Below are 23,441 nucleotides of genomic sequence, written 5' to 3'. Positions count from 1 at the left end.
AGCGGGGGGCATTTGTTCGAAGCGTTGGCAACGCGTGCGAACAGATTCGGGCCTCGGGCAAGGTTTGAGGTGCATCACACCGGTCGCGACGAACCGTTCGGCTGCTCAGGCTCAAGCGATGGGCGCAGCGAATTTTCGGACTTGTTCGATAGACCGTCACAGAAAGCAGTGAATACATTGAGGCTTGTTCGAACTCGCGACCCCGCGCGGTCCGGCCATCGATGTAGTGCCCAAAACGGATAGCTGATTTCCAGCCCGCTATAAGCGGGCTTTTTTTTCGCCTGCAATCAGAGAGCACTGATTTTGCCGGCTCTGTTGTTTTCGTTCGCGTGTTGACAGTTATCAACAGATATTTCGCGAGACTCGCGATAGGTTTACCGCTCGGATAATAAGCAACACGAACAAAATGAATCAAAAGACTTACCGGCTCGTATTTAGCCGGTTGCGCGGTATGCTCGTGGCCGTCGAGGAAACCGCAACATCAGCAGGAAAGGCGGGAGAGACACGCGCGGCGGGCCGCGCATCGGGAGCGCTGGATATAGTCCTGTCGTTGCGTCAGCTTGCGCTGTCCGCGTTGCTCGCCCTTGCGCCTGTTATGGCGAGCGCGCAGATCGTACCGGGCGGTGCGCATGCGCCGGGCGTTGTGACGACGCAGAATGGCATCCCGCAGGTCAACATTAGCAGGCCTGGCGGTGCAGGCGTGTCGGTGAATACCTACAACCAGTTCGACGTTCAGAAGAACGGCGCGATTCTTAACAACTCGCCCACCATCGTTAATACACAGCAGGCGGGCTACATCAACGGCAATCCGAACTTCGGGCCGAACGATGCCGCGCGCGTGATCGTCAATCAGGTCAACAGCAGTTCGCCGTCGCAGTTGCGAGGGTATCTCGAAGTCGCGGGCAAGAGCGCGCAGGTCGTTATCGCGAACCCGAACGGGTTGATGATCGACGGCGGCGGCTTAATCAATACGTCGCGCGCGACGCTCACGACAGGCACGCCCAACTTCGCGGCCGATGGTTCGCTTGCGGGCTTCAATGTCACGGGCGGCAATATCACTGTGCAGGGCGCGGGGTTCAATGGTTCGAATGTCGATCAGGTCGATCTGCTGGCGCGTGCGGTGCAAGCCAATGCCGCAATCTATGCAAAGAACCTCAATGTCGTGACAGGCGCAAATGCCGTCGACTACAACACGCTTGCCGCGACGCCTGTTGCGGGCAGCGGCCCCGTGCCGGGTGTCTCCATCGACGTGAGCAACCTGGGTGGCATGTATGCGAATCGCATCATGCTTGTCGGTACGGAGAACGGCGTCGGCGTGTCGAACCGGGGCGTGCTCGCGGCGCAGGCGGGCGACCTGATCCTGACGACGCAGGGCAAGCTGATTCTCGCCGGTCAGACGACCGCGAGCGGCAATATCACCGCGAGCGCGCGCGATGGCATCGACAACAGCGGCACGACCTACGGGCAGCAAAGCGTCAGCGCGAGCACATCGGGCACGCTTGCCAACAGCGGCACCCTCGCCGCGCAGCAGAACACGACCATCAGCGCGGGCAGTGTTGCATCGACGGGCACGCTCGGCGCGGGCGTGAATGGCGACGGCACGATTGCTAACTCCGGCGACCTGTCGGTGTCCGCGAGCGGCGCAGTCACTGCAACTGGCCGCAATGCTGCGGGCGGCAACGCAATGCTGAACGGCGCGTCGCTCGATCTCGCAGGCAGCAGCACGTCGGCCAAAGGCGCGCTCACCCTCGCGGCGAACAGCGGCGACCTGAACCTGACCGGCGCAACCACGACGGCAGGCACGACGCTCAACGCGAGCGCGACGGGCAATCTCACGAACGATAACGGCGCGCTGTCGTCGGGAGGCGCGCAGACCATCACAGCGGGCGCGCTCTCGAACCGCAACGGACAGATCGTTTCAGGCTCGACGCTGACAACGGCTGTGACGGGTGCAGTCTCGAACCAGGGCGGCACGATCCAGGCAGCGGGCGCACAGATGCTGCACGCGGGTTCGGTTGACAACATGGGCGGTCACATTGCGTCGCTCAATTCGGACGGCCTGAGTCTCACGGTGAGCGGCCTGCTGAACAACGGCACGGGCGGCAGCATCGGCGGCAATGGAAACGTTGTGTTGCAGGCCGGACAGATCGCGAATGCAGGTTCGATTGCGGCCGTCCAGAACCTGATTGCAACGGCTGTGCAGACCCTGTTCAACACCGGCACGCTCGCGGCGAACGGCAACGCGACGCTGTCAGCCGGTACGACGCTGGCGAACGCGAACACCATCGCGGCCGGAAACGCCGCGTCCATCGCGGCGGCCACATTCGACAATAGCCACGGCACGACACAGGCCGGGCAGTTCACGCTGCACGCGACAAACCTCGTCAATCACAGCGGCAGCATCACGCAAACAGGCACGGGCGCGACAACGGTCGATGTGACCGGCAAACTCGACAACACGGGCGGATCACTCCAGACCAACGCCGACAGTCTCGCGCTTGGCCCCGCTGCGCTCACGAACGATAACGGCACGATTGCCAGCGCGGGCACGGGAACACTGTCGGTCGCAACGGGCGCGTTGTCGAACAACGGCGGAACCATTGCAACGAATGGCGCGCTCGACGTGCGCGCGGGCGCAGTCTCGAATCGCGGCGGCACACTTGCGGCACAGACGGGCGCGACGTTAAAGCTCGCATCGCTCGACAACAGCGCCGGCGGCTATGTCGGCGCAAAGACGGTATCGGTGACGGATGCGGGCGCACTCAATAACGCGGGCGGGACAATCCAGGCGGACGACGCGCTGGCCGTCTCCGCGCAATCCATCGCCAACGACGGCGGTTCAATCGCGAACGGCGGCACAGGTGCGGCGAGTGTCACGGCGACGGACGCAGTCACGAACACACGCAACGGTCTGATTGGCGGCAACGGCGGCGTGTCGGTCGCGGGCGGCAGCGTCGACAACTCGGGCGGCACGATCACGGCGGGCGGCGCGGCGTCGGTACAGTCCGGCGGCACGCTCGGCAACCGTGCGGGCATGATCCAGGGCACGGGTAACACGACGGTGTCGGCACAGGGCGCAATCGACAACACAGGCGGACAGATCGAGGCGGACGGCACCGGGTCAACACTGACGGTCACGGGCGCAACGCTCGACAACATGAACGGTCGCATCGCAAACACAGGTTCCGGCACGACCACGATCAGCGCCAGCGCGATCACGAACAGCAATGCGGGCGGCGTCGCGGGCGCGGGCACGATCGGCGGAAACGGCGATGTCACGCTCAACGCGTGGACGCTGTCCAGCACGAACGGCGCGCAACTCGTCGCGGGTCATGACCTGACGCTGAACATCGCGCAGCTTGCCGACAATACGAACGCGACGCTCTCGGGCGCGAACAAGGTCACGCTCAACGGCCCGAACGCAGCCGTCATCAACGCGGGCGGCTCGATCCACGGTAACGGCGCGCTCACGCTCAACGTCTCAACGCTGGACAACACGAATGGACGTATCGGCAACGATACGGGCAGCGGCGGCAGTATCGGTATTGCTACGGGCGCACTTGCGAACGAGAACGGCGCAATCGGCAGCGACGAGAACCTGAACGTCACGGCAGGCACGCTTACGGGCGACGGCCGAATCGTAGCGGGCAATGACGGAGCCGTGACCATCGGTAGCGACTTTACGCTGACGGGCGCAAACCGGATTCAGGCAAACAACAACCTCACCTTCACGACAGCGGGCAGTTTCACAAACCAGGGCACGCTTGGCGCGGTGAATGCATTGACGGTCAATGCTGCGATCGTCGATAACCAGGCGGGCGCGGATATCAACTCTGCGAACACGACGGTCAACGCCACCAACGCGATCACGAACGCGGGCCGCATCGAAGGCGACAGCGTCACGACACGCAGCGCGTCGCTCTCGAACGTCGCGACGATCGTTGGTAACACGGTCACATTGAACGCGGGTTCGATTGCGAACACGGGCGCGGCAGCAGCTATTGCCGCAGCGTCGGCCGTCAACCTGTACGGCTCCGATATCTCTAACACGGATGGCGCGAACATCTTCAGCCTCGGCGGCATCAACATCGCGGCGGACGGCACGCGCGACGGCAACGGGCTGCTTGCGAACCGCGCGAACTCGGTGACGAACGACCAGTCGACCATCGACGCCCAGGGCAACATCGAAATCGCGACACAGACCCTGACCAACACGCGCCCCGCGCCTGCCGTCGAGACGGTAACCACCGATGTCGAGACGGTTCACCAGACCAAGCGCGACAAATACATGGCCTGTACGCTGACCAACGGCGACAAGGGCTATTGCACCCAGGACATGTGGGACAACGGCTACAAGAATCCGCTCAACGCCACGTTCAGCAATGCCGATGTCGTGTCGACCGCTAGTGGCCCCAACGCAGTAGACCGCGTGCTTGTCGTCAACGTGAATGGTCAGCAACAAACCATCTACTACAACTCGCTCACGACCAACGGTGACGGCACGGTCACGGTCGCCTACTGGGACGACTACGACCCGCACGTCAACTACGACCCCGCAACCGAGTTCCCCGGCGACAACCAGGCGCACCACCACTACCAGCGCATCGAGTCGGCACGCGATACGACGACCACGACACAGCAGGACCAGGTTACAGGGCCACAGGCGCAGCAGGCGCAGGTCATGGCGGGCGGCAACCTGGTCCTTGCCAACGTCGGCACGCTGAACAACAGCTTTAGCGCCATCGGCGCGGGTGGTGCGATCCAGATCGGCAGCAGCCAGGCGGACGGCGGCGCGGCGAGCGGCAGCTACGGCGGCACGACCGTCAACAATACCGGACAGACGCTGTACCAGTATCAGAAGCAGGACATCGTATCGACCTATGCGTGGAACGAGGACATTTCGCGCGACGTCGGTCAGGTGGTCCAGCCCACTGTGATCCTGGCGCCGGTTGCCATCGGTGGCCTGGGCGGCACGATCATCGCGAACAACGCGGTGCAGATCAACGCAACCGACATCAACAACACGAATGTCACGGCGGCGAACTCGGCCACGGGCGCAACGGGCGGCACGCTCGGCGCGAACGGAACGGTGGGCGGCATCACGGGCGGCGGCGCGCAGACTGTGAATCTTTCAACGGGACAGACGCAGACCATCAACGCGCCGCAATCGGTCACGGGCCCGACAGGTTCGCTGAATATCGCGTTGCCGAAAAGCGGCCTGTACACGTTCAATATGGCACCCGGCGCGGCGTATCTGATCGCAACCGATCCACGCCTGACCAGCTACACGAGCTTCATTTCGAGCGACTACCTGCTCAAGCAACTCGGCTACGACCCGTCGACGGTCGAAAAGCGCCTGGGCGACGGGCTGTATGAAGCACAGTTAATCCGCAATCAGGTCACGCAACTGACGGGCCGCGTGTACCTGCAAGGCTATACGAACAACGAGGACGAGTATCGCGCGCTGATGGACAACGGCGCGAACGTCGCGAAGGAATTCAGCCTGGAACCCGGCATTGCGCTCACGGCCGCGCAGATGGATGCGCTGACGAGCGATATCGTCTGGATGGTGAACCAGACCGTGACGTTGCCGGATGGCAGCACGCAAACCGTGCTCGCACCCGTCGTCTATCTCGCCCATACGCATGCGAACGACCTGCAACCGACGGGCGCGCTGATTACGGCCGACGATGTCGAGATTCACGCGACGGGCAGCGCGACCAATTCGGGCGTCATCAAAGGGGGCACGCAGACGGTCATCAGCGCGACGAACATCGTCAATCGCGGCGGTTCGATTGGCAGCAGCACCGATAACGGGACGACGGTGGTTTCGGCGACCAACGATGTCGTCAACGCATCGGGGCGCATCACGGGCAACCGGGTTGCGGTGCTTGCGGGTCACGATATCGTCAACACGACACTGGTCGATACGGTCGGCGTGAGTTCCACGGTAGGCAACAGCAAGGTCACGCAAACGCTGATCGACGCACAGGGCACGATTGTCTCGACGGGCGACATGGTGATCGCGGCGGGTCACGACCTGAACGTGCATGGCGCGAACATCGCGGCGGGAGGCAATGCGCAGATTGCAGCGGGCCACGATATCAACATCGACACCGTCGAGTCGCACACGTCGCAGCGGATCACGAAGAACGCCGACAACTTCATGCACGCCGATACGACGCTGAACCAGACGAGCGGCATCAGTGCAGGCGGCAGTCTGGCGATGCAAAGCGGCAACGACATGACGTTCAAGGGCGCGTCGGTCAGCGCCGGAGGCGATATGGCGGTTGTGGCAGGCGGCAACCTGACGGCGACAACGGTGACGAACACGGTCCACCGAGACGATGTCACGCGCGGCGACAAGACCCGTAGTGGCGAAGATCGCAGCTACGACGAGCAGGCGGTGGGAACGTCGTTCAGCGCGGGCGGCAACGGCACACTCGCTGCGCTCAGTGCGGATACGTCGAAAGGTAACGTGACGCTCACAGGTTCGTCTCTCTCGACGGGCACGGGCGCGGCGACCATCGCGGCCACGGGCAACGTCGATATCAACGAGGCACGCGAGGAACACGACAGCTATTCGGCCGTCGAGTTCAAACGTGGCAGCTTCGTACATGGCTCGACGACGGACCAGATGCAGGACACGCAGGCCAATATCGGAGTCGGCAGTACGGTGTCGGGCAATACGGTGAACGTCAGCGCGGGTAAGGATCTGACCGTCAAAGGCTCGACTGTCGCGGGAACGAACGACGTGACGCTGAATGCGGCCGGAAGCGTGAACATCACCACGTCGCAGGATACGCAGAACGCGTCCAGCTACTACCAGAAACACGAGTCTGGCCTCGGCACAGGCGGCGGCATTGGCATATCGGTCGGTAGCAAGACGCAGACGGATACGACCCATGACGCGACGGTGACGAACAACGGCAGCACGGTCGGCTCGCTCAATGGCAGCCTGAACATCGTCGCGGGCAACGATCTGCACGTCACGGGCAGCGACCTGGTCGCGGCAAAAGACGTGACGGGCACGGGCGCGAACGTGACGATTGATTCGGCACTCGACACGGTGCACCACGACGAGACGCACGAGGTCAAGCAAAGCGGGTTCACGCTCGCAATCAAGGCTCCTGTGATCGACGCCGTTTCGAACACGGTTGACCAGGCGCGCGCGGCAAGTCGCAGCCAGGATGATCGCGCGGCAGCGCTGCACGGTATGGCAGCAGCAAGCGGCGCAGTCGATTCGCTTGGCGCAGCAGGTGCGGCGTTGGGTCAACTCGCCAACGGTCAGACGCCGTCAGCGAAGATCGAACTCAGCTACGGCAGCAGCCACAGCAAGAGCACGTACACGGAGAACAGTACGACGAACCGGGGTTCGAGTGTGACGGCTGGTGGTACGGCCGCATTCGTCGCGACAGGCAATGGACAGGCCGGAAGCGGCAACATCACCATTGCCGGTTCGAACGTCAACGCGAACGATGTGATTCTTGCTGCAATGAACCAGGTCAATCTCGTCAACACGACCGATACGGATTCGACGCGCAGCACGAACCAGTCGAGCAGCGCGAGCGTAGGCGTGTCGTATGGCTTCGGCCAGGGCTCAGGCGGCTTTGGCGTCGACGCGTCGGCGTCGAAAGCAAAGGGTAACGCGAACAGCGACGCCGCGATGCAGAACAATACGCATGTGACGGCGGCGAATATCGCGACGATCATCTCGGGCGGCGATACGAACATCATCGGCGCGAACGTGAACGGCCGTCAGGTGAATGCCGATGTCGGCGGCAACCTGAACATCGCGAGCGTGCAGGACACGATGGCGAGCAACGCGCATCAGGAAAGTATGGGTGGCGGGTTCAGCATCAGTCAGGGCGGCGGCAGCGCGAGTTTCAGTCACACCAACGCAAATGCTAACGGCAGCTATGTGGGCGTGAACGAGCAGGCAGGTATCCAGGCGGGCGACGGCGGATTCAACATCAACGTCAAGGGCAACACCGACTTGAAAGGCGCGATCATCGCGAGCGATGCGGAAGCGTCGAAAAACAACCTGACGACGGGGACGCTCACGTATTCCGACATACAGAACCAGTCCAGCTACAACGCACATTCCAGCGGGTTCAGTGCAGGCGCGACGACGGGCGACGGCGGCTCGAACTACAGCACGCACGGCCCCACTTCTGGCAAGAATGCGGGCGGCGGTGCGCCGATGTTGAGCCAGAACGACAGTGGCAGCGATAGCGCTACTACGCGTAGCGCGATTAGCGCGGGTACGATCAACGTCACGGACAGCGCGCATCAGACGCAGGACGTGGCGAGCCTGAACCGCGATACGTCGAACACGAACGGCACTGTCGCAAAACTGCCGGACGTGAACAACATACTGAACAACCAGGCTGACATGATGGCGGCGGCGAGCGCGGCAGGCGAAGCGGTGTCGCGGCGCGTGGGCGACTTCGCCGATTCGAAACTCAAGGAAGCACAGGCAGCTGGCGACCAGGCTGGCGTCGACGCGTGGAAGGAAGGCGGCACGGCGCGGGCGGAAATGCAGGCGGCGGGCGCGGCACTCGTGACGGGGCTGGCAGGCGGCAACGCGCTCGGCGGCGCGGCCGGTGCGGGCATCGCGTCGATTGCGGCGGGCAAGTTGAACGAACTGAGCGGCGCGATTGCCGGTTCGAACCCGACCGGCAATGCAGGCATGAACGAAGCGCTCGGCAACATCGTGGCGAACGCGGTTGCTACTGGCGCGGGCGCGGCGGTCGGCGGCAATGCGGGCGCATTCTCGGGCTACAACGTAGACCGATACAACCGGCAGCTGCACCCGGAAGAAAAAACAGTCGCCAAACAACTTGCAGACAAGAGTGGTGGAAGATACACGGAACAGCAGATTGAGCAGCAAATGGGTCAAATGAATTTGACTACAGGAAGTCAGACTGAGCTAGGCAGCGTCCGTGTTGCAGTGGGTGACCAGCCGAACGATGGAACAACATGGGTTCCGTACGGCATCAATCAGGCTGGACAACAGGTGTGGACGCAGTCGTTGCCTTCTGGCGATGCCGATCTACAAAGCTACATCACAAAGAATGCGTCTGGTCTCAAATACGATTCGACAACCAAGGCTTACACACAATACTCTGCTGGAGTCTCAGGAACTGTGATGCTTCCCTTCGTCGGTGCTGGTGGTGGAGTTAGCGTTGGCCTGCAAACCGATGGGACGTTGGGAGGAACTTCGCCGTTCATCCAAGTTCAAGCGAATGGCATGGCAAGCGCAGGTGCCTACGCAGGTGTAGGAGGTGGCGTTGGGATCGGTCACAGTAACGGGCCAATGACTACTGGTAGCACTACGAATGGGTATGCGGAACTCGATGCCGGATTTGGAGCATCCGGCGGTGCCAATTTCGCCATCAACGACGATGGCACTATCGGGGGCATTGGGGGCGCTGCACCTTTGAAAGTCTTCCCAGGTGCGGGCTTTGGCGCTGGCATAGGCGCGGGTAAATCCACGTCGTCGACATTCGTTATCCCATCAATAAACGACATTCTTGGACGCAAACAATGAAACCACGGATCGTCCACATAGCCGCTTATCTTGGTGAACTTGCGACCGCTTACGCGCTTGCTTTTTGCTTTGTCTACTTTGTGGACACCTCGAAGGCGACTTTCCAGGCTGGCCTGGCGCTTTTTTTTGTTTCGTGTGCTTGCTTGATAGGCCGTCCGTTCATGCCGCACGCGCTATTCAAATGGCTGGCCCGTCCTGCCGTGGCACTGATGTCAATTGTCGTATTGGGATTTGGCACGTTCGGAACCCAGGAACCGGATCTGACAATCTTGGCTCCGGGAGTTGGGCTGTGTCTTTTGGGGGCGGCGTTCGCCGATCGAGTCGAGCGTTCACGCACGCGGAAGTAGTTGGGGCAAATTGAATCTATGAAAATCAGAAAGAGGCTGGCGGCTTTGCCGCTCACAGCCCTGGTCACACTCGCGTCCGCACAACGCGCGCCGTCGCCGACAGATGCGGCGGCGGCAGCACGCGCGAACGCCGAACAGAACCAGCAACTACAGCAGCAACGCGACGCACAGCAGCGCGAGCAGACCGTGAACGCACCCGCCGTGCGCTCGACCGTACCAACGGCCGGGGTGTATCCCGACCTTCCACACGAATCGCCGTGCTTTCGCATCGACACGTTCGCGCTCGACGTGCCCGCCACACTGCCCGATGTGGCGCGTAAGCATGGCGCGTCCAATCTCCCGCTCGATCCTTTCTGGTTCGCGCGCGAATGGCTCGACCATTACAAGGGCGAGTGCATCGGCAAGGCCGGACTCGACATACTCACAAAGGGACTGCAACAGACGATCCTGTCACGCGGCTACGTGACGACGCGCGTGCTGTTGCCTGAACAGGATTTATCAACGGGCACGCTGAAAGTCGCCCTAGTCCCGGGTGTCGTGCGTCATGTGCGCTTTGCCGATCCCGACACGCGCGGCACATGGAAATCTGCGTTTCCCGCACGCGACGGCGACCTGCTGAACCTGCGCGACCTTGAGCAGGGACTGGAGCAGATGAAGCGCGTCGCGTCGCAGGACGTGGACATGAAGATCGAACCGACCGACACGCCGGGCGAAAGCGACATAGTTCTGAACGTCAAGCACTCAAAGCCCTGGACGTTTGTCGTGTCGGCCGACAACTCCGGCACGGACGCGACGGGCAAATGGCAAGGCAACGTAAGTCTCGGCATCGACAACCTACTCGGCCTGAACGACGTGTTCATGGTCGGCGCGAACCAGGACCTGTCGTTCGGCAACAAGACACTCGGCTCGCACGGCTTCAACGGCTCGTATTCGGTGCCGTGGGGCTACTGGACAGCGACGCTGTCTGGCAACACGAATACCTATTACCAGAACATTGCCGCCGTGAACCAGACGTTTGTCTCCAGCGGCAACTCGCAGACGGCTGCGTTCAGGCTCGCGCGCGTGCTCTCGCGCAGCCAGAGCGACGTGCTCGGCGCATACGTCCAGCTTTCGAAGCGCTTCGGCGAGAGCTTTATTGAAGGCACAACCATCCCTATTCAGGACCGCAACAACACGTTTATCGAGTTAGGCGCAACTGACCGCCATTACTTCGGCGGCGCACAGTTTGATGGGACACTTGCCTATCGCCAGGGCATTCACGGCCTCGGCGCAACAGGCGACCCGAACCCTAACCTGTACAACCCAGGCGACCAGGCGACGCAACACCCGACCTACCTCTACAAGATGGCGGCGCTCGACGCAAACCTGTCGATACCGTTTGCCATTGCGTCACAGAATTTTCGCTATGTGACGACATTCCACGGCCAGTACACCAACGATCTGCTGTTCTACATCGACGACCTGACCATCGGCAGCCGGTACACAGTGCGCGGCTTCGACGGCGAAACGATGCTCGCGGCAGAGAAAGGGTTTTACTGCCGCAACGAACTGCAATGGCCCGTGTTTCAGACGGGACAAACGCTGTATGCGGGAGTCGACTACGGACGAGTGTTCGGGCCGAACACGGCGATTCTGGCGGGCACCCAGCTCGCAGGCGCTGTAATTGGCATTCGCGGCGGCATACCGGCGAAGTATGCGGGATTCTCGTATGACCTGTTCGCGGGCACGCCCATCTATAAGCCGGCCGGATTTCCCACTTCGCGGGTGACGGTCGGCGCGCAGGCAACGATGCAGTTCTGATTACAAGTTAATCCAACGGGCACAAAACGGCCCACTTTATCAGGGAGATAGCCATGTATAAAGTTAGTACTCTGAAACGCTTTGTCACACACAAGGGCGTGAAAGCAGCAACACTATTGCTCGCAATCACGCTCGCCGCATGCGGCGGCGGTAGCAGCGGCAATCCGTCGTCCGTGACCAATTCGGCCGCGACGCCCTCGGGCGCATCGGACGCTTCGACGCCGACGCCATCGGCTAACGCGAGCTTCTTCGACAGCATATTTCTCGACGGCAGCGGCGCGGGCTACTACCAGTTCGGTGCGAATCTGCGGCCTGGCAGTTCGACGCCGCTTGCCACAGGCCGGACCCGCTTCTTCGTGACGGGCGAATCGGACCTGAATTTCAGCCGGTCGATTGACATCATTCTCGGCGCTTACGGGTCGGATCTGGACTATGGCTACATCACGGCGGAAGGTCTGTTCACTTCGCGCAATCCGAATCCGAGCGATATCGGCACGTACTCGAAAATCTTTCAGCGGCTGGCCCAAGGCTACCAGTTGGGCATGCGAGGAACGTCGACCGCGCTGTATGAAGTGACGCTGACGGTCCAGGACGTGGCTGGCCAACCGGTCAGTGACGTGGTACGTCGGGAAGAAGCAGTCGGTAATGGACTGCGGAGTCTGCTGTCATCGGACGGCGCAATCATGCCAGCGGGTTCGCAGACCTACGTGCAGAGTGGAAAGGTACTCGTTCAGCACATTACTTTCGACGAAACCAATTCCGTCACTGGCCCCAGTTCCGGCTCGCTGGAGCAGATGCAGGCGAGCGTCGGCGGCACAATCCAGACCTTGGGCGGTTATCGCTACCTGATCGGCAACGGCAGCCAGTCGGTCTATGTCGAATACAACGGCACACTTCACGATGGCTGGCTGTACAACGCGGGCGACGTGCGCGACGCAATGCCATCGGGCTATAACAAGATCGCTGCCGACTTTCTCGCAGCGGAAGAAAAGAAAGTGGGCCTCTAACATTTGTGTGAAAGGCGGGCACGCTCGCCTTTCACCTGTCGGCCTACCGCTTGATAGCGACCACAACCAGCGAAGGCAGGAAGGTCACGATAACGAGGTTGAATAGCACACGCGCAGCTTCGGTAAAGCAGGCGACAGGTTGAAGCCTGGAAGCCATGTTCGCTCCAGACATAACACAACCGTGCCGAAAGGCACGGTCGAATGGCTTACTTTGCCGTCACGGCTTCTGCCGTGCGCTTACGGGTAAGGGAAGCGGGTGAGACGCCTGTTCGAAGCGTCGGCAACGGGTAGCAACCGGAGCGTTGGCGTGTGAAGGGTGGGGACGCTGGGGGCCCGTGGGCAAACGTCAAGCACTGGCGGTGTGAGCCGCTTTCTTTTGCCTACTTTTCTTTGCGGCGGCAAAGAAAAGTAGGTGCCGCCCCGCACAGGGGCAACGCATGCGAACCACAAACAAAACGCGGATGCCCGCGCAAAGGCCAAAAACACCAAACCGCGACGCCTGAAGCAGCTAACAAATCGCAAATGCCAGCGCAAAGGCAAAACCAATCACCCATCACGCCACACTAGCAAAAGCCTCCTCGATCTGCGCAGCATCAGTAGGCCGCACCACCCGTGCCACCTCGACCCCATCGCGCACAAAGACCAGCGTAGGCCACAACTTGACCTTGAACGAACGCCCGAGCGGCCTTCCCGGCCCATCTTCGATCTTGAGATGCCGAGTCCCTGGATGCTGGCCAAAAGCCTTACCGATCACAGGCTGCGCACCCTGACAGTACCCGCACCAATCGGTGCCAAATTCGACGACAGTCAGACCCGCCATCGCATCAACATCCGCGCGCGTTGGCGCGACCTTCGAGTATTGATTCGCGTTAGTCATAAGCCTCCATGCGCCGGACAACGCGGCGCGTCAAACGCCATGTTGCCCGTAGTCGAAGAACCCTGCCGACGGCCTGCCGTCACTTCCCGGCAGCAGCCTGCCGCCGCGCCCGCACAGCTTGCGCAAGCGTATGCAGCACAGGTTCGGTCTGCCCCCAACCGATACAGGCGTCAGTAATCGACACCCCACGAGCAAGCGGCACGCCCGGCTTCAGATCCTGCCGCCCCGCTTCGAGATGGCTTTCGATCATCACCCCGACGATCCGCTTATCCCCACCCGTCAACTGATTCGCCAGGTCTTGAGCGACTTCGATCTGCCGCTCATGCGACTTGTTCGAATTGGCATGCGAGCAATCGACCATCACCTGTTCCCGCAACCCCAACTTGCGCAGCGCGCTGCAAGCCTCCTCGACACCCGCAGCATCATAATTCGGCCCCTTCTTGCCGCCACGCAGGATCACATGCGCGTCGTCATTGCCACGCGTTTCGAAGATCGCGGCCATGCCCATCTTCGTCATGCCCATGAACGCATGGCTCGCGGCCGCAGCGACAATCGCATCAGCGGCGATCTGCACGCCGCCGTCGGTGCCGTTCTTGAACCCGATGGGACACGACAACCCCGACGCCAACTGCCGATGGCTCTGACTTTCAGTCGTACGCGCGCCGATCGCGCCCCAGGCGATCAGGTCGGCAATGTACTGCGGGCTCAGCAGATCGAGAAATTCCGTAGCCGTCGGCAAGCCGAGCCCGCTGATTTCGAGCAGCAACTCACGCGCGCGCCGAAGCCCTTCGTTGATCCGGAAGCTGCCGTCCAGACGCGGATCGTTGATATAGCCTTTCCAGCCGACCGTCGTACGCGGCTTCTCGAAGTACACGCGCATGACGATCATCAGATCGTCGCGCAGCGAATCGGCGGCTGCTTTCAGCTTGTGCGCGTATTCCATCGCCTGATCGTGGTCGTGAATCGAGCACGGACCGACGACGACGACCAGCCGGTCGTCACGATCGTGCAGGATATCGGCGATCTCGACGCGGCTCTGTTCAACCAGCGTCTGCACGTCGGGCGGGCACGGCAGTTCGTCGAGCAGCAGCGCCGGCGAGATCAGCGGACGCACCGCGCCGATGCGCGTGTCGTCGATGCGCGTGATGTCCTGGGTGGAATCGGCGACGCCGGCTTCCTGGTCGCGTGTGGGGTTGTCGATGCGGCTCACTTTGTTCTCCAGCTCTGCATTTCGGGGCAATTGTGGATTATCGCACTCGCCGTGCGGGAGACGCAGCCGGCCTCCCGCGCGGGTTTCAGGCACCGTTCATCAGCTGGATCAGATACGGCTTCCACACTTCAGGATGCGCAAGCGTCTGATGTCCGTACGATTGCGCCGTCTCCGGCATTTCCACATATCGCCCCTGCGGCACCTTGCCGATCAGCCGCTGCATCACGTTCAGATCCGTGGCATTGATCAGGTCGTCGGCGAAATTGACGGCGAAAAGGCGGCCGCGAATCGCACCGAGATCCGGCTCCGGGTTGTAATCCCACGACGACTCGAACCAGTACAGCACGTCGTTGGGATCGTTCTTCGCCGCATCCGCGACGATCGATTCCGTCATGCGCGTCGCCGCCGCGCGGTCGGGCGCCTGTTCCTGCATGCGCGCCGCGTCGCCCGTGATCAGCGTGAAGACGGGCATCACGCGCGCCCATTGCGTCGGCGGCGTGGTGTAGCTGCCGTCCTGCCAGCCTGGATCGTTGCGGATCGCGCCGACGATCATCTGCCGCCACAGCCAGTTGCGCCCCGCCATCGCGATCGGCTGGCTGGCGATCGGCATCAGCGCGTCGGCCATGCCCGGATAGCGCTCGCCCCACATCCACGTCTGCATGCCGCCCATCGACGTGCCCAGCACGAGTTTCAGATGCCGCACCTTCAGCCCTTCGACCAGCAGCCTGTGATTCGCTTCGACGACGTCGCCATAGCCGTAGTGCGGAAACTTCGTGCGTAAGCCGTCGCTCGGTTTGGACGAGCCGCCGCGCCCGAGGCCGTCGGGCATCACGATGAAGTAGCGCTGGGTATCGAGCGGCTCGCCGGCGGCGAACAGCTCCTTGCGCATCAGCGGCGTGAGGAACGCCTTGCCCGTGCCCGTCGTGCCATGCAGCAACAGCACGGCGTTCGTGATCTCGCCGTGCGCGTCGCGCTGCGGCGTGCCGAGCGTCACGTAATGGATGCGCAGGTCGGGAAAGATCGTGCCGTCGGAGAAATGGAAGTCATGCGCGATGAAGTCGGCGGCATGTTCGGTGGGATCGGCGGAAGCGTCCGCGGCGTGGGCAGCAGGCAGGGTCTGCGCCAATGCGAAAGCCGTCAGTAATGCAACGCGAGCGAGGGTCGAACGAAACACGGTTGGTCTCCGTCATCGTGTACGCGATGGCCTGCGATCGTACACGATGACGGAAATGGGCGTGCGGACGCGCCGCGCGAACCTCAGAGCGCGTCGTAGCGCGCCTTGATGCTCTCGAACAGTGTCCAGAACGACGCAGGCGCAGTGCCCTTCAGGCGCTCGCGCAGCACGTCGAGATGACTATGCCAGCCCGGACCGACATCCCGTTGCTCGTCGCGGCCCGACAGGTTGCGATGCGTGAGCACGAGCTTCACGTGATCGCCCGCCTCCGATAACTCGAAGGTCACTTCCGACAGATTGTCCTGAATGCTGCCCCATGTGAACGCGAGCAGATGCGGCGGCTCGAAGCGCAATAGCCGGTGCAGCGAATCATGTCCGCCCGCGTACTGACGATACGGCTCGGGCGGAACCTCAGGCGACGCAGACAACAGCGAATGATCGAAATGCATCATGAAGTCGCCGCCGGGTTGCGGTGGCATCGCGCCCGATGCGAGCCACTGGCTGCGTTTGTCTGACTCGGTCAGATACGCCCACACACGCTCGATCGGGCCGGGCAGCAGCCGTTCGAAGCGCACGGCCTGCGTGCCGTCGAGAACGCCGAGCGGTTCGTTCTGGTTCATCGTGTATCCCCCTTGGAATTGCGCAGCAGGTCTTCGAGCGCGTCGAGCCGGCTGCTCCAGAAGTGTTCGTAGAGACGCAGCCACGCGTCGGCGGCGGCGAGCGGGGCCGGGTCGATCCGGCAGATATGCGAGCGCCCTTGCACCCGGCGCTGGATCAGCCCTGCGCCTTCGAGCACCTTGACGTGCTTCGACGCCGCCGCGAACGACATCGCGAACGGCGCGGCCAGTTCGCCGATGCTGCGTTCGCCGGCGGCAAGCTGCGCGAGCATCGCGCGCCGGGTGGGATCGGACAGCGCGCGGAACACGCCGTCGAGAGCGGACTCGTTCATCGGTCCGAGTATAGGCAAGGTTTCGGCCTTATTCAACCATTTAGTTGAATATTAGGTGTCCGGCATCAACCCGCGAATCGCCGCGCCGAGTTCGGCAACGAGCCGGTCGGCCTTCTCGGGACGCACGCCCGCGTAGCCGAGCATGAAACCGTTGTAGCGTCCGGCGTCTTCGCCTTGATGGCAATACGTGCTCAACGGCGACACCAACATGCCTTGCTTGCGCAACGCTGCGCTCACATCGCGATCTTGCAGGGGCGTATCGAGCCGCATCGTCAGATGCATGCCGCTGCCATCGGATGAAACCGTGACGAGATCGCGCATGTGCGTATGGATCGCGCTGACCATCGCATCGCGCCGCTGCAGATAGATGCGGCGCATGCGGCGCAAATGGCGCGCGTACTTGCCGCTTTCGATGAAATCCGCCAGCGCGAGCTGATCCGCGACGCGTCCTTGCCGCGACATCTCGCCGATCACGCCGCCGATCTCCGGCGCGAGGCTGGCCGGCACGATCATGAAACCGATGCGCAGCGCCGGAAACATCGTCTTGCTGAAGGTGCCGAGATAGACGACGGGCGCGGCGTCGCGCAGGCCCTGAACCGACGGCAGCGGCGGACCGCTGTGGCGCAGCTCGCTGTCGTAGTCGTCCTCGATGATCCACGCGCCGCGCTCCACGACGTTGTCGATGATCGACCAGCGCCGCTCCAGGCTCAGCACGCTGCCAAGCGGATATTGATGCGACGGCGTGATGTAGACGAGGCGCGGCGGCGTGCGCTGCCAGTGTGCCTCCGTGGGCGCGAGTCCGGCGGCGTCGACGGGAATCGGCACGATGTTCAGGCCCGCCGCCTGGAACGCAATCCGCGCGCCCTGATAGCCGGGGTTTTCGAGCCATGCCGTATCGCCGGGATCGGCGAGGATGCGCGCGCACAGATCGAGGCTCGTATGCGTGCCCGACGTGATGAACACCTGCTCGGCCGTGCAACGCACACCGCGCGACACGCGCACATACTCGGCCACCGCGCGCCGCAGCGACGGATGACCCGCGTGATAGCCGTAGCCGAGATCGCGTGCATCGACGGCTCGCCATGCGCGCTCCATCGACGCTCGCCATTGCGCGACGGGGAATTCGTCGAGCGCGGGCACGCCCGCCTGAAATGGCGAACGCATGCCGCGAGCGGCGCGATCGCGTGGCAGACTGGCGACGCGCCGCGACAGCCCGCTGACAGGCGCGACGTCGGCGTCTTCCGCATTCGCCGAAGGCAGCGCAACGCAACTGACGATCGACCCGTGACGGCTCGCCGCGATAAAGCCTTCTTCAGCGAGCCGTTCGTACGCGTACAGCACCGAGTTGCGCGCGATGCCGAGCTGCTCGGCGAGCGCGCGTGTCGGCACGAGCTGGCTGCCGTGACGAATGTCGCCATTCAGGATGGCGTGACGCAGGCTTTCGTAAAGCAGCGTTTGCTGCGTGAGCCTGCGGCCCGCCGCCTGGCTCGCGAAGCGCGACATCAACAGCCCGTAGTCCAAGTGCGTGGCTCCAGATTTTGTATTCGATGTGGAGCTAACAATGGTGCCACAGAAACCCTATGCTTCGTCGATATCCATCGATACAGGAAAGGAGCGCCGCCCGTGACGCAAGCTGTGAAGATCCGCCCCGTCGTTCCCGCCGACTACGAGGCATGGCTGCCGCTGTGGGACGGCTATAACCGTTTCTATGGCCGCTTCGACGAAACGGCGCTGCCGCGCGAAATCACGCAACTGACGTGGGCGCGCTTCTTCGACGGGCTGGAGCCCATGCATGCGATGGTGGCCGAACGTGCCGACGGCACGCTGACGGGCCTCGTGCATTATCTGTATCACCGCAGCACGCTGATGGCGGGACCGACGTGCTATCTGCACGATCTGTTCACGCTCGAATCGGAGCGCGGCAAGGGCGTGGGCCGCGCGTTGATCGAAGCTGTCTACGCCGCGGCGAAGGCCGCGCGCGCCGAACGCGTGTACTGGCTCACGCACGAGACGAATCAAACGGCCATGCAGCTCTACGACAAGATCGCCGACCGTTCGGGCTTCGTCGTGTATCGAAAGCCGCTTTAGGCGAGGTCCTTGACCAGCGAGCGGCGCACGTCGTCCGTGACGGGTTGCAGGTCGACGGGATAGCCGGGGTGATCGCAGCCGATCAGCAACGCCGCGCCGTCTCGCAGGCGCGCTTTCATCGAAGGCGTAAGTTCGAAACGAACGAAGTGCACGGCCGAGGTCTTTTCGTTGTTCTCGCGTTCGAGGTCTTCGTCGGAGATCGCGTAGACGGGCTCTTCGCCGTCCACCCGAATGAATACGCTGTCTTCGATGCCGATCAGCCGCGCGAGCGCCGCGCGTCGCTCGACCTCGTTTTCGTATTCGATCTGTAGCGTCGCCTTGAAGTTGCTGCCGTTGGGCACGAGTGGCAGATACGCTTCGAGTTCGCCCTGAATGCCGTCTTCGTCGAAGATCTTTTCGATGTGCAGCATCTCCTGAATCTGGTAGCGAATGGTCAGTTCGTCTTCGAACAGGAACGTCAGGTGGTTGCCCAACCGGACCATGCGGCTTTTCTTGTGCTCGATGATCCGCTCGCGCATCGTCTTGCGCTGCTTCGCATAGTGTTCGAGCGACAACAGGGAGTTCCTCGCAATGCTCATCGTCATCCTCGCAAATTGAAGATCAAAGGCCGTACGCCTTGCGCAGCAGCGTCAACGGATGCGCGAGCGGCGTCTTCGGCAAGCTGTTTTCGTCGAAACCCTGTTCGATGTGATGACCGGCAAGCTGGCAATCGGACGAGATGTAATCGGGCTGCGGCTGCGCCATCGCCTTGAAGACGGGCGTGCCGATCTTCATCGCCATGGCGTGAAATTCCTTCTTCACGCCGAACGTGCCCGCGTGACCGGAACATCGCTCGACGACCGTCACCTGCGTATCCGGCACGAGCGCGAATGTCTCCGACGTCTTGCGTCCGATGTTCTGCACGCGCGCATGACACGGCACGTGATACGACACCTTGCCAAGCGGCGTGTTGAAGTCGGTCTTCAGCAAACCATCGCGATGGCGCGCCATGAAGTATTCGAACGGGTCCCAGAATGCTTCGCTGACGGCGCGCACGTCCGGGTCGTCGGGGAACATCAGCGGCAGCTCGTGCTTGTACATCAGCACGCAACTCGGGATCGCGCCGATGATCGCGTAGCCGTCGCGCGCATAACGCGCGAGCACGGGCATGTTCTTCTCTTTCTTCGCCGCGACACCCTGCAGGTTGCCTTGCTCGAGCAAGGGCATGCCGCAGCATGCCTCGCTCGATACCAGTTCGTAGGGAATGTCGTTGTGCGCGAGCACGGCCAGCAGATCGTGACCGATGCCCGGCTCGTTGAAATTCACGTAGCAGGTCGAGTAGATCGCGACCTTGCCGGGCGTGCGCTCGCCGTCCCGGGTCTGCACCTGCGGCGACTTCTTCGCGGCGCTGCGAAATTTGCGCGCGGCGAAGTCGGGCAGCCAGGCATCCTTGTCGACGCCGAGCGCCTTTTCCATCATGCCGCGCGCCGCGTGCGTGTGATTCACGGCATTGACCGTCTGCGTAACGATGGGAATGCCGGCGAACGTGCCGAGCGCGTCGGTGTTCGACAGGAACTTGTCGCGCAACGGCACGTCGCCGCGCCTGAAGGCGGCCGCCTTCGCGCGCAGCATCAGGTGCGGAAAATCGACGTTCCATTGATGCGGCGGCACATACGGACATTTCGTCATGTAGCACAGGTCGCACAGATAGCATTGATCGACGACGGCGCCGAACTTCTTCTTGTCGACGTCGTGCGCCTCGCCCGTGTCCGTTTCGTCGACGAGATCGAACAGGGCGGGAAATGCGCCGCATAGCGACACGCATCGGCGACAGCCGGCGCAGATGTCGAACACGCGCGTCAATTCCTGATCGATCGCTTCGGGATCGTAGAACGCGTCCGATTGCCAGTCGAGCGGATGGCGAATGGGCGCTTCGAGACTGCCTTCCTTGTGAGGCATGGCGTGCGTCTCCGATGGCATGGCGGGCCTGCTTACTCCCATCCCATGCAAGGCTGTGGGGTTGTTTTATGCGCTTCTTTCTCGTCAGCGCGTTCGAACTTTTTTTTCGCGTACGGTGCGCGAAATCGTGATCGTCTCAGTACGTCTCGCGTTTGCACCGCGTTTGTACCGCACTATCGCGTCCGTCCGCATGCCAAGCCCGCACCAGACGGAAGCGACAACACGCGCCAGCCGTGCAGCCGGCGCGTGCAACTCAATCGACCAGCGCCTCCAATGCCTTCGTATAGCGATTCGCATGGCTGCGTTCCGCCTTTGCCAGCGTTTCGAACCAGTTCGCGATTTCGTCGAAGCCTTCTTCGCGCGCAGCCTTTGCCATGCCGGGATACATATCGGTGTATTCGTGCGTCTCGCCCGCTATCGCCGCTTGCAGATTCTGACGCGATGAACCGAACGGCAACCCCGTCGCCGGATCGCCCGAGACTTCCAGATATTCGAGGTGGCCATGCGCGTGACCCGTCTCACCTTCCGCCGTCGAACGGAATAGCGCCGCGACGTCGTTCTGTCCCTCCACATCGGCCTTCGCTGCGAAATACAGGTAGCGGCGATTGGCCTGTGATTCACCCGCAAATGCGGCCTTCAGATTCTCCTCCGTCTTCGAACCCTTGAGTTGCGCCATCTGAGCCTCCATCCAAAGCCTGTATGTGGGAGCGCGCGTTTCTGATGGCAACGACCGGCCAGACGCGCGCACCTGAGCCGTGCCTTAAATCTAGGAGTTCGGTGATGCGTTCCCAATTGGGTTTTTCAATCCGACCGATAGCTGTTTGCCTTGCATAACCGTTGGCCCGAAGTAGACTGAGGAAGCGCACATACTCAATCTTTCACCCGGGGGATTTCTGCATGCGGCTGACCATATTGATCAACGGTTCGGACCCCACCGTCAATCACGACTACGCCGTGCTTTGGCTCGATACCGACGAACGTCGCTGGTCGAGAGAAGCACACGATGGGATCGACCTGCCCCCTTGGGGCGAACTCCATGACGAGAACGGCGTCACTAAACTCTGCGCGCCGAGCGCAGAAGCGCCGTTATGCACATTGAATGGCCTGCACGTGGACGGACGGCAGCGGGTCAGCTCGGCACAAGGCAGCGCGGCGTGGTCGTCGGACCGCACGCACGCGCCGATGAATGGCTACTGGCGCTTGCAGGCCGTTGACCGCTTGCCGGTCCACGCCGAGCACAGCGTATTCGGACGTTAAGCCTGCTTCGTATTCACGCCCGCGCCGCGCATCCCCTAACCGGCGCGGGCTCTTCCTCTCTCACGCCTATCCTTGTCAATCGGGCACGCAGAAATTGCGGTGCGGCAATGCGTCGTGACGGTTTTGCCGATACGTCGACGCGACCACGCGTAACGTCATGTAAGCCCTTGCGTCGTGCATAGGTGGCGCGGCTATACTTGCGGCCCCCTCAATTCGCTTTTCCGATCTATGAAGAAGTGGTTAGTCAGCCTGCTTATCGTGGCCGCGAGTCACGCGACGCACACGTGGGCGGCAACGTCATGCACGGATTTCACGCCCAACGCACAATGGCCCGTGCTGACGAACGCGAAAATGACGCCGAAGTCGCGCATGCTGTGCTACTCGGATTTCGCCGTTCTGCACTCTGGCATTACGCATGGTCCGCTATGGTCCGCCGAGCATTTGACGCGCGGCCATATCGAAGCCGCGAAAGATATGGTGCGCACCAACAAGTTCTTCGAGGACGCGCGCCTGCCCGACGGCGAAGGCGCGACGCTCGCCGACTACAAGCGCAGCGGTTTCGATCGCGGCCATATGAGCCCGGCTGGCAATCGATGGAACGCGGAGGCGATGGCGCAGTCGTTCTCGCTCGCCAACGTCGTGCCGCAGAACCGCGAGAACAACCAGCGCATGTGGTCGCGCATCGAAACGGCCGTGCGCAAGCTGTCGATGAAATACGACGACATCTACGTGGTCACCGGCCCGATGTTCATCGGCGGACAGTTGCAGACCATCGGGCCGACGCGCGTGTTCGTGCCGACGCAGCTGTTCAAGGTCGTCTACGTGCCATCGACGAAACTCGCGTTTGCGATCGTCGCGGACAACGTCGCGACCGACCGCTACGAGGTGAAGTCGGTGCATGAACTCGAAACGATGAGCGGCATCCGCTTTCCGGGCATTCCGGAAAATCTGAAAGACCAGCGTCCGGGAGGGCTGAAAGGTGTTTAAAGCGTATTCGAACGACGACGACGTGCTCAACATCCAGGGCGACGCGCTGACGGTGTCGAACGGCACCACGCGCGTCGTGCTGAACGGCACGCTCGATATCACGAAGGACAAGCGCGGTCTGAAAGCGGCGCTGGCGCTGAAAGAAGCGCTCGACGGCATCGTCGCCGCGCTTCAGGCGGAATCGCATCTGCCGGAGCAGGTGAAGGAAGCGCCCGACGCGAAGCCGGGCGTGATCGACAATCCGTTCTAGCGTC

At 62.2% G+C, this 23,441-nt stretch carries 17 protein-coding genes; 8 read left to right on the top strand and 9 right to left on the bottom strand.

The window, feature by feature from the left end; genetic code table 11:
- The first annotated feature begins 406 nt into the window (after positions 1-406).
- The 4 genes from C2L66_RS16705 to C2L66_RS16690 are packed head-to-tail and all read left to right on the top strand — an operon-like array spanning position 407 to position 12,707.
- Positions 407-9,553: a hemagglutinin repeat-containing protein gene (locus tag C2L66_RS16705; protein WP_082670411.1), complete on the top strand. Its 9,147-nt coding sequence runs from the start codon at positions 407-409 to the stop codon at positions 9,551-9,553.
- Positions 9,550-9,900, top strand: coding sequence for a hypothetical protein (locus C2L66_RS16700; protein WP_060604501.1), 351 nt, complete (start codon positions 9,550-9,552; stop codon positions 9,898-9,900). Before C2L66_RS16705 ends, C2L66_RS16700 begins: the two co-directional genes overlap by 4 nt.
- Before the next feature lie 18 nt (positions 9,901-9,918).
- Entirely contained in the window at positions 9,919-11,700 is a 1,782-nt protein-coding gene (locus C2L66_RS16695; protein ID WP_060604504.1) for a ShlB/FhaC/HecB family hemolysin secretion/activation protein, read from the top strand.
- Between the two features lie 53 nt (positions 11,701-11,753).
- A complete protein-coding gene (locus C2L66_RS16690; RefSeq protein WP_063787011.1) occupies positions 11,754-12,707 on the top strand; it encodes a hypothetical protein in 954 nt (317 codons plus the stop codon).
- A 553-nt stretch (positions 12,708-13,260) separates the two neighbouring features.
- On the opposite strand, the gene C2L66_RS16685 is transcribed toward C2L66_RS16690, so the two are convergent.
- The 6 genes from C2L66_RS16685 to pdxR all read right to left on the bottom strand — a co-directional run bounded on the left by C2L66_RS16685 (position 13,261) and on the right by pdxR (position 18,438).
- A complete protein-coding gene (locus tag C2L66_RS16685) occupies positions 13,261-13,584 on the bottom strand; it encodes a thioredoxin family protein (protein WP_054933141.1) in 324 nt (107 codons plus the stop codon).
- 79 nt (positions 13,585-13,663) lie between these two features.
- The gene (locus tag C2L66_RS16680) at positions 13,664-14,794 is read right to left on the bottom strand and encodes a 3-deoxy-7-phosphoheptulonate synthase (protein ID WP_054933142.1); all 1,131 of its coding nucleotides are present in this window, start codon (positions 14,792-14,794) and stop codon (positions 13,664-13,666) included.
- An 85-nt stretch (positions 14,795-14,879) separates the two neighbouring features.
- On the bottom strand, positions 14,880-15,968 hold the full coding sequence (locus C2L66_RS16675; protein ID WP_060604507.1) for an alpha/beta fold hydrolase: 1,089 nt from the start codon (positions 15,966-15,968) through the stop codon (positions 14,880-14,882).
- An 83-nt stretch (positions 15,969-16,051) separates the two neighbouring features.
- On the bottom strand, positions 16,052-16,588 hold the full coding sequence (locus tag C2L66_RS16670) for an SRPBCC family protein (protein WP_060604510.1): 537 nt from the start codon (positions 16,586-16,588) through the stop codon (positions 16,052-16,054).
- Complete coding sequence (locus tag C2L66_RS16665) at positions 16,585-16,917, bottom strand: ArsR/SmtB family transcription factor (protein WP_054933145.1); 333 nt, start codon at positions 16,915-16,917, stop codon at positions 16,585-16,587. Before C2L66_RS16665 ends, C2L66_RS16670 begins: the two co-directional genes overlap by 4 nt.
- 51 nt (positions 16,918-16,968) lie before the next feature.
- Positions 16,969-18,438 (bottom strand): MocR-like pyridoxine biosynthesis transcription factor PdxR, encoded by a 1,470-nt coding sequence (gene pdxR, locus C2L66_RS16660; protein WP_060604513.1) that lies wholly within the window; start codon positions 18,436-18,438, stop codon positions 16,969-16,971.
- Between the two features lie 102 nt (positions 18,439-18,540).
- On the opposite strand from pdxR, the gene C2L66_RS16655 reads away from it, so the two are divergent.
- The gene (locus tag C2L66_RS16655; RefSeq protein ID WP_054933147.1) at positions 18,541-19,005 is read left to right on the top strand and encodes a GNAT family N-acetyltransferase; all 465 of its coding nucleotides are present in this window, start codon (positions 18,541-18,543) and stop codon (positions 19,003-19,005) included.
- Here the strand turns inward: C2L66_RS16655 and C2L66_RS16650 are convergent.
- From C2L66_RS16650 to C2L66_RS16640, 3 genes are all read right to left on the bottom strand, one after another.
- A complete protein-coding gene (locus C2L66_RS16650) occupies positions 19,002-19,583 on the bottom strand; it encodes a DUF3501 family protein (protein WP_060607007.1) in 582 nt (193 codons plus the stop codon). The two genes, C2L66_RS16655 and C2L66_RS16650, sit on opposite strands and share 4 nt — an antisense overlap.
- A 22-nt stretch (positions 19,584-19,605) precedes the next feature.
- Complete coding sequence (locus tag C2L66_RS16645) at positions 19,606-20,943, bottom strand: heterodisulfide reductase-related iron-sulfur binding cluster (protein WP_054933167.1); 1,338 nt, start codon at positions 20,941-20,943, stop codon at positions 19,606-19,608.
- Positions 20,944-21,196: 253 nt separating this feature from the next.
- Positions 21,197-21,619 carry a rubrerythrin family protein gene (locus tag C2L66_RS16640; protein ID WP_035998670.1) on the bottom strand — a complete coding sequence of 141 codons (423 nt, stop codon included), beginning with the start codon at positions 21,617-21,619 and terminating at the stop codon, positions 21,197-21,199.
- A 221-nt stretch (positions 21,620-21,840) separates the two neighbouring features.
- On the opposite strand from C2L66_RS16640, the gene C2L66_RS16635 reads away from it, so the two are divergent.
- The 3 genes from C2L66_RS16635 to C2L66_RS16625 all read left to right on the top strand — a co-directional run bounded on the left by C2L66_RS16635 (position 21,841) and on the right by C2L66_RS16625 (position 23,437).
- Positions 21,841-22,200 (top strand): DUF3564 domain-containing protein, encoded by a 360-nt coding sequence (locus tag C2L66_RS16635; protein WP_054933148.1) that lies wholly within the window; start codon positions 21,841-21,843, stop codon positions 22,198-22,200.
- 228 nt (positions 22,201-22,428) lie between these two features.
- Positions 22,429-23,187: a DNA/RNA non-specific endonuclease gene (locus tag C2L66_RS16630; protein ID WP_060604516.1), complete on the top strand. Its 759-nt coding sequence runs from the start codon at positions 22,429-22,431 to the stop codon at positions 23,185-23,187.
- Entirely contained in the window at positions 23,180-23,437 is a 258-nt protein-coding gene (locus C2L66_RS16625; RefSeq protein ID WP_054933150.1) for a hypothetical protein, read from the top strand. The genes C2L66_RS16630 and C2L66_RS16625 overlap by 8 nt, the downstream gene beginning before the upstream one ends.
- Positions 23,438-23,441: the final 4 nt, after the last annotated feature.

Origin of the sequence: Paraburkholderia caribensis, from assembly GCF_002902945.1 — a bacterium.
GTDB lineage: Bacteria > Pseudomonadota > Gammaproteobacteria > Burkholderiales > Burkholderiaceae > Paraburkholderia > Paraburkholderia caribensis.
The sequence above is the reverse complement of the archived record's forward strand: the minus strand, read 5'-3'. Positions and strand labels throughout refer to the sequence as shown.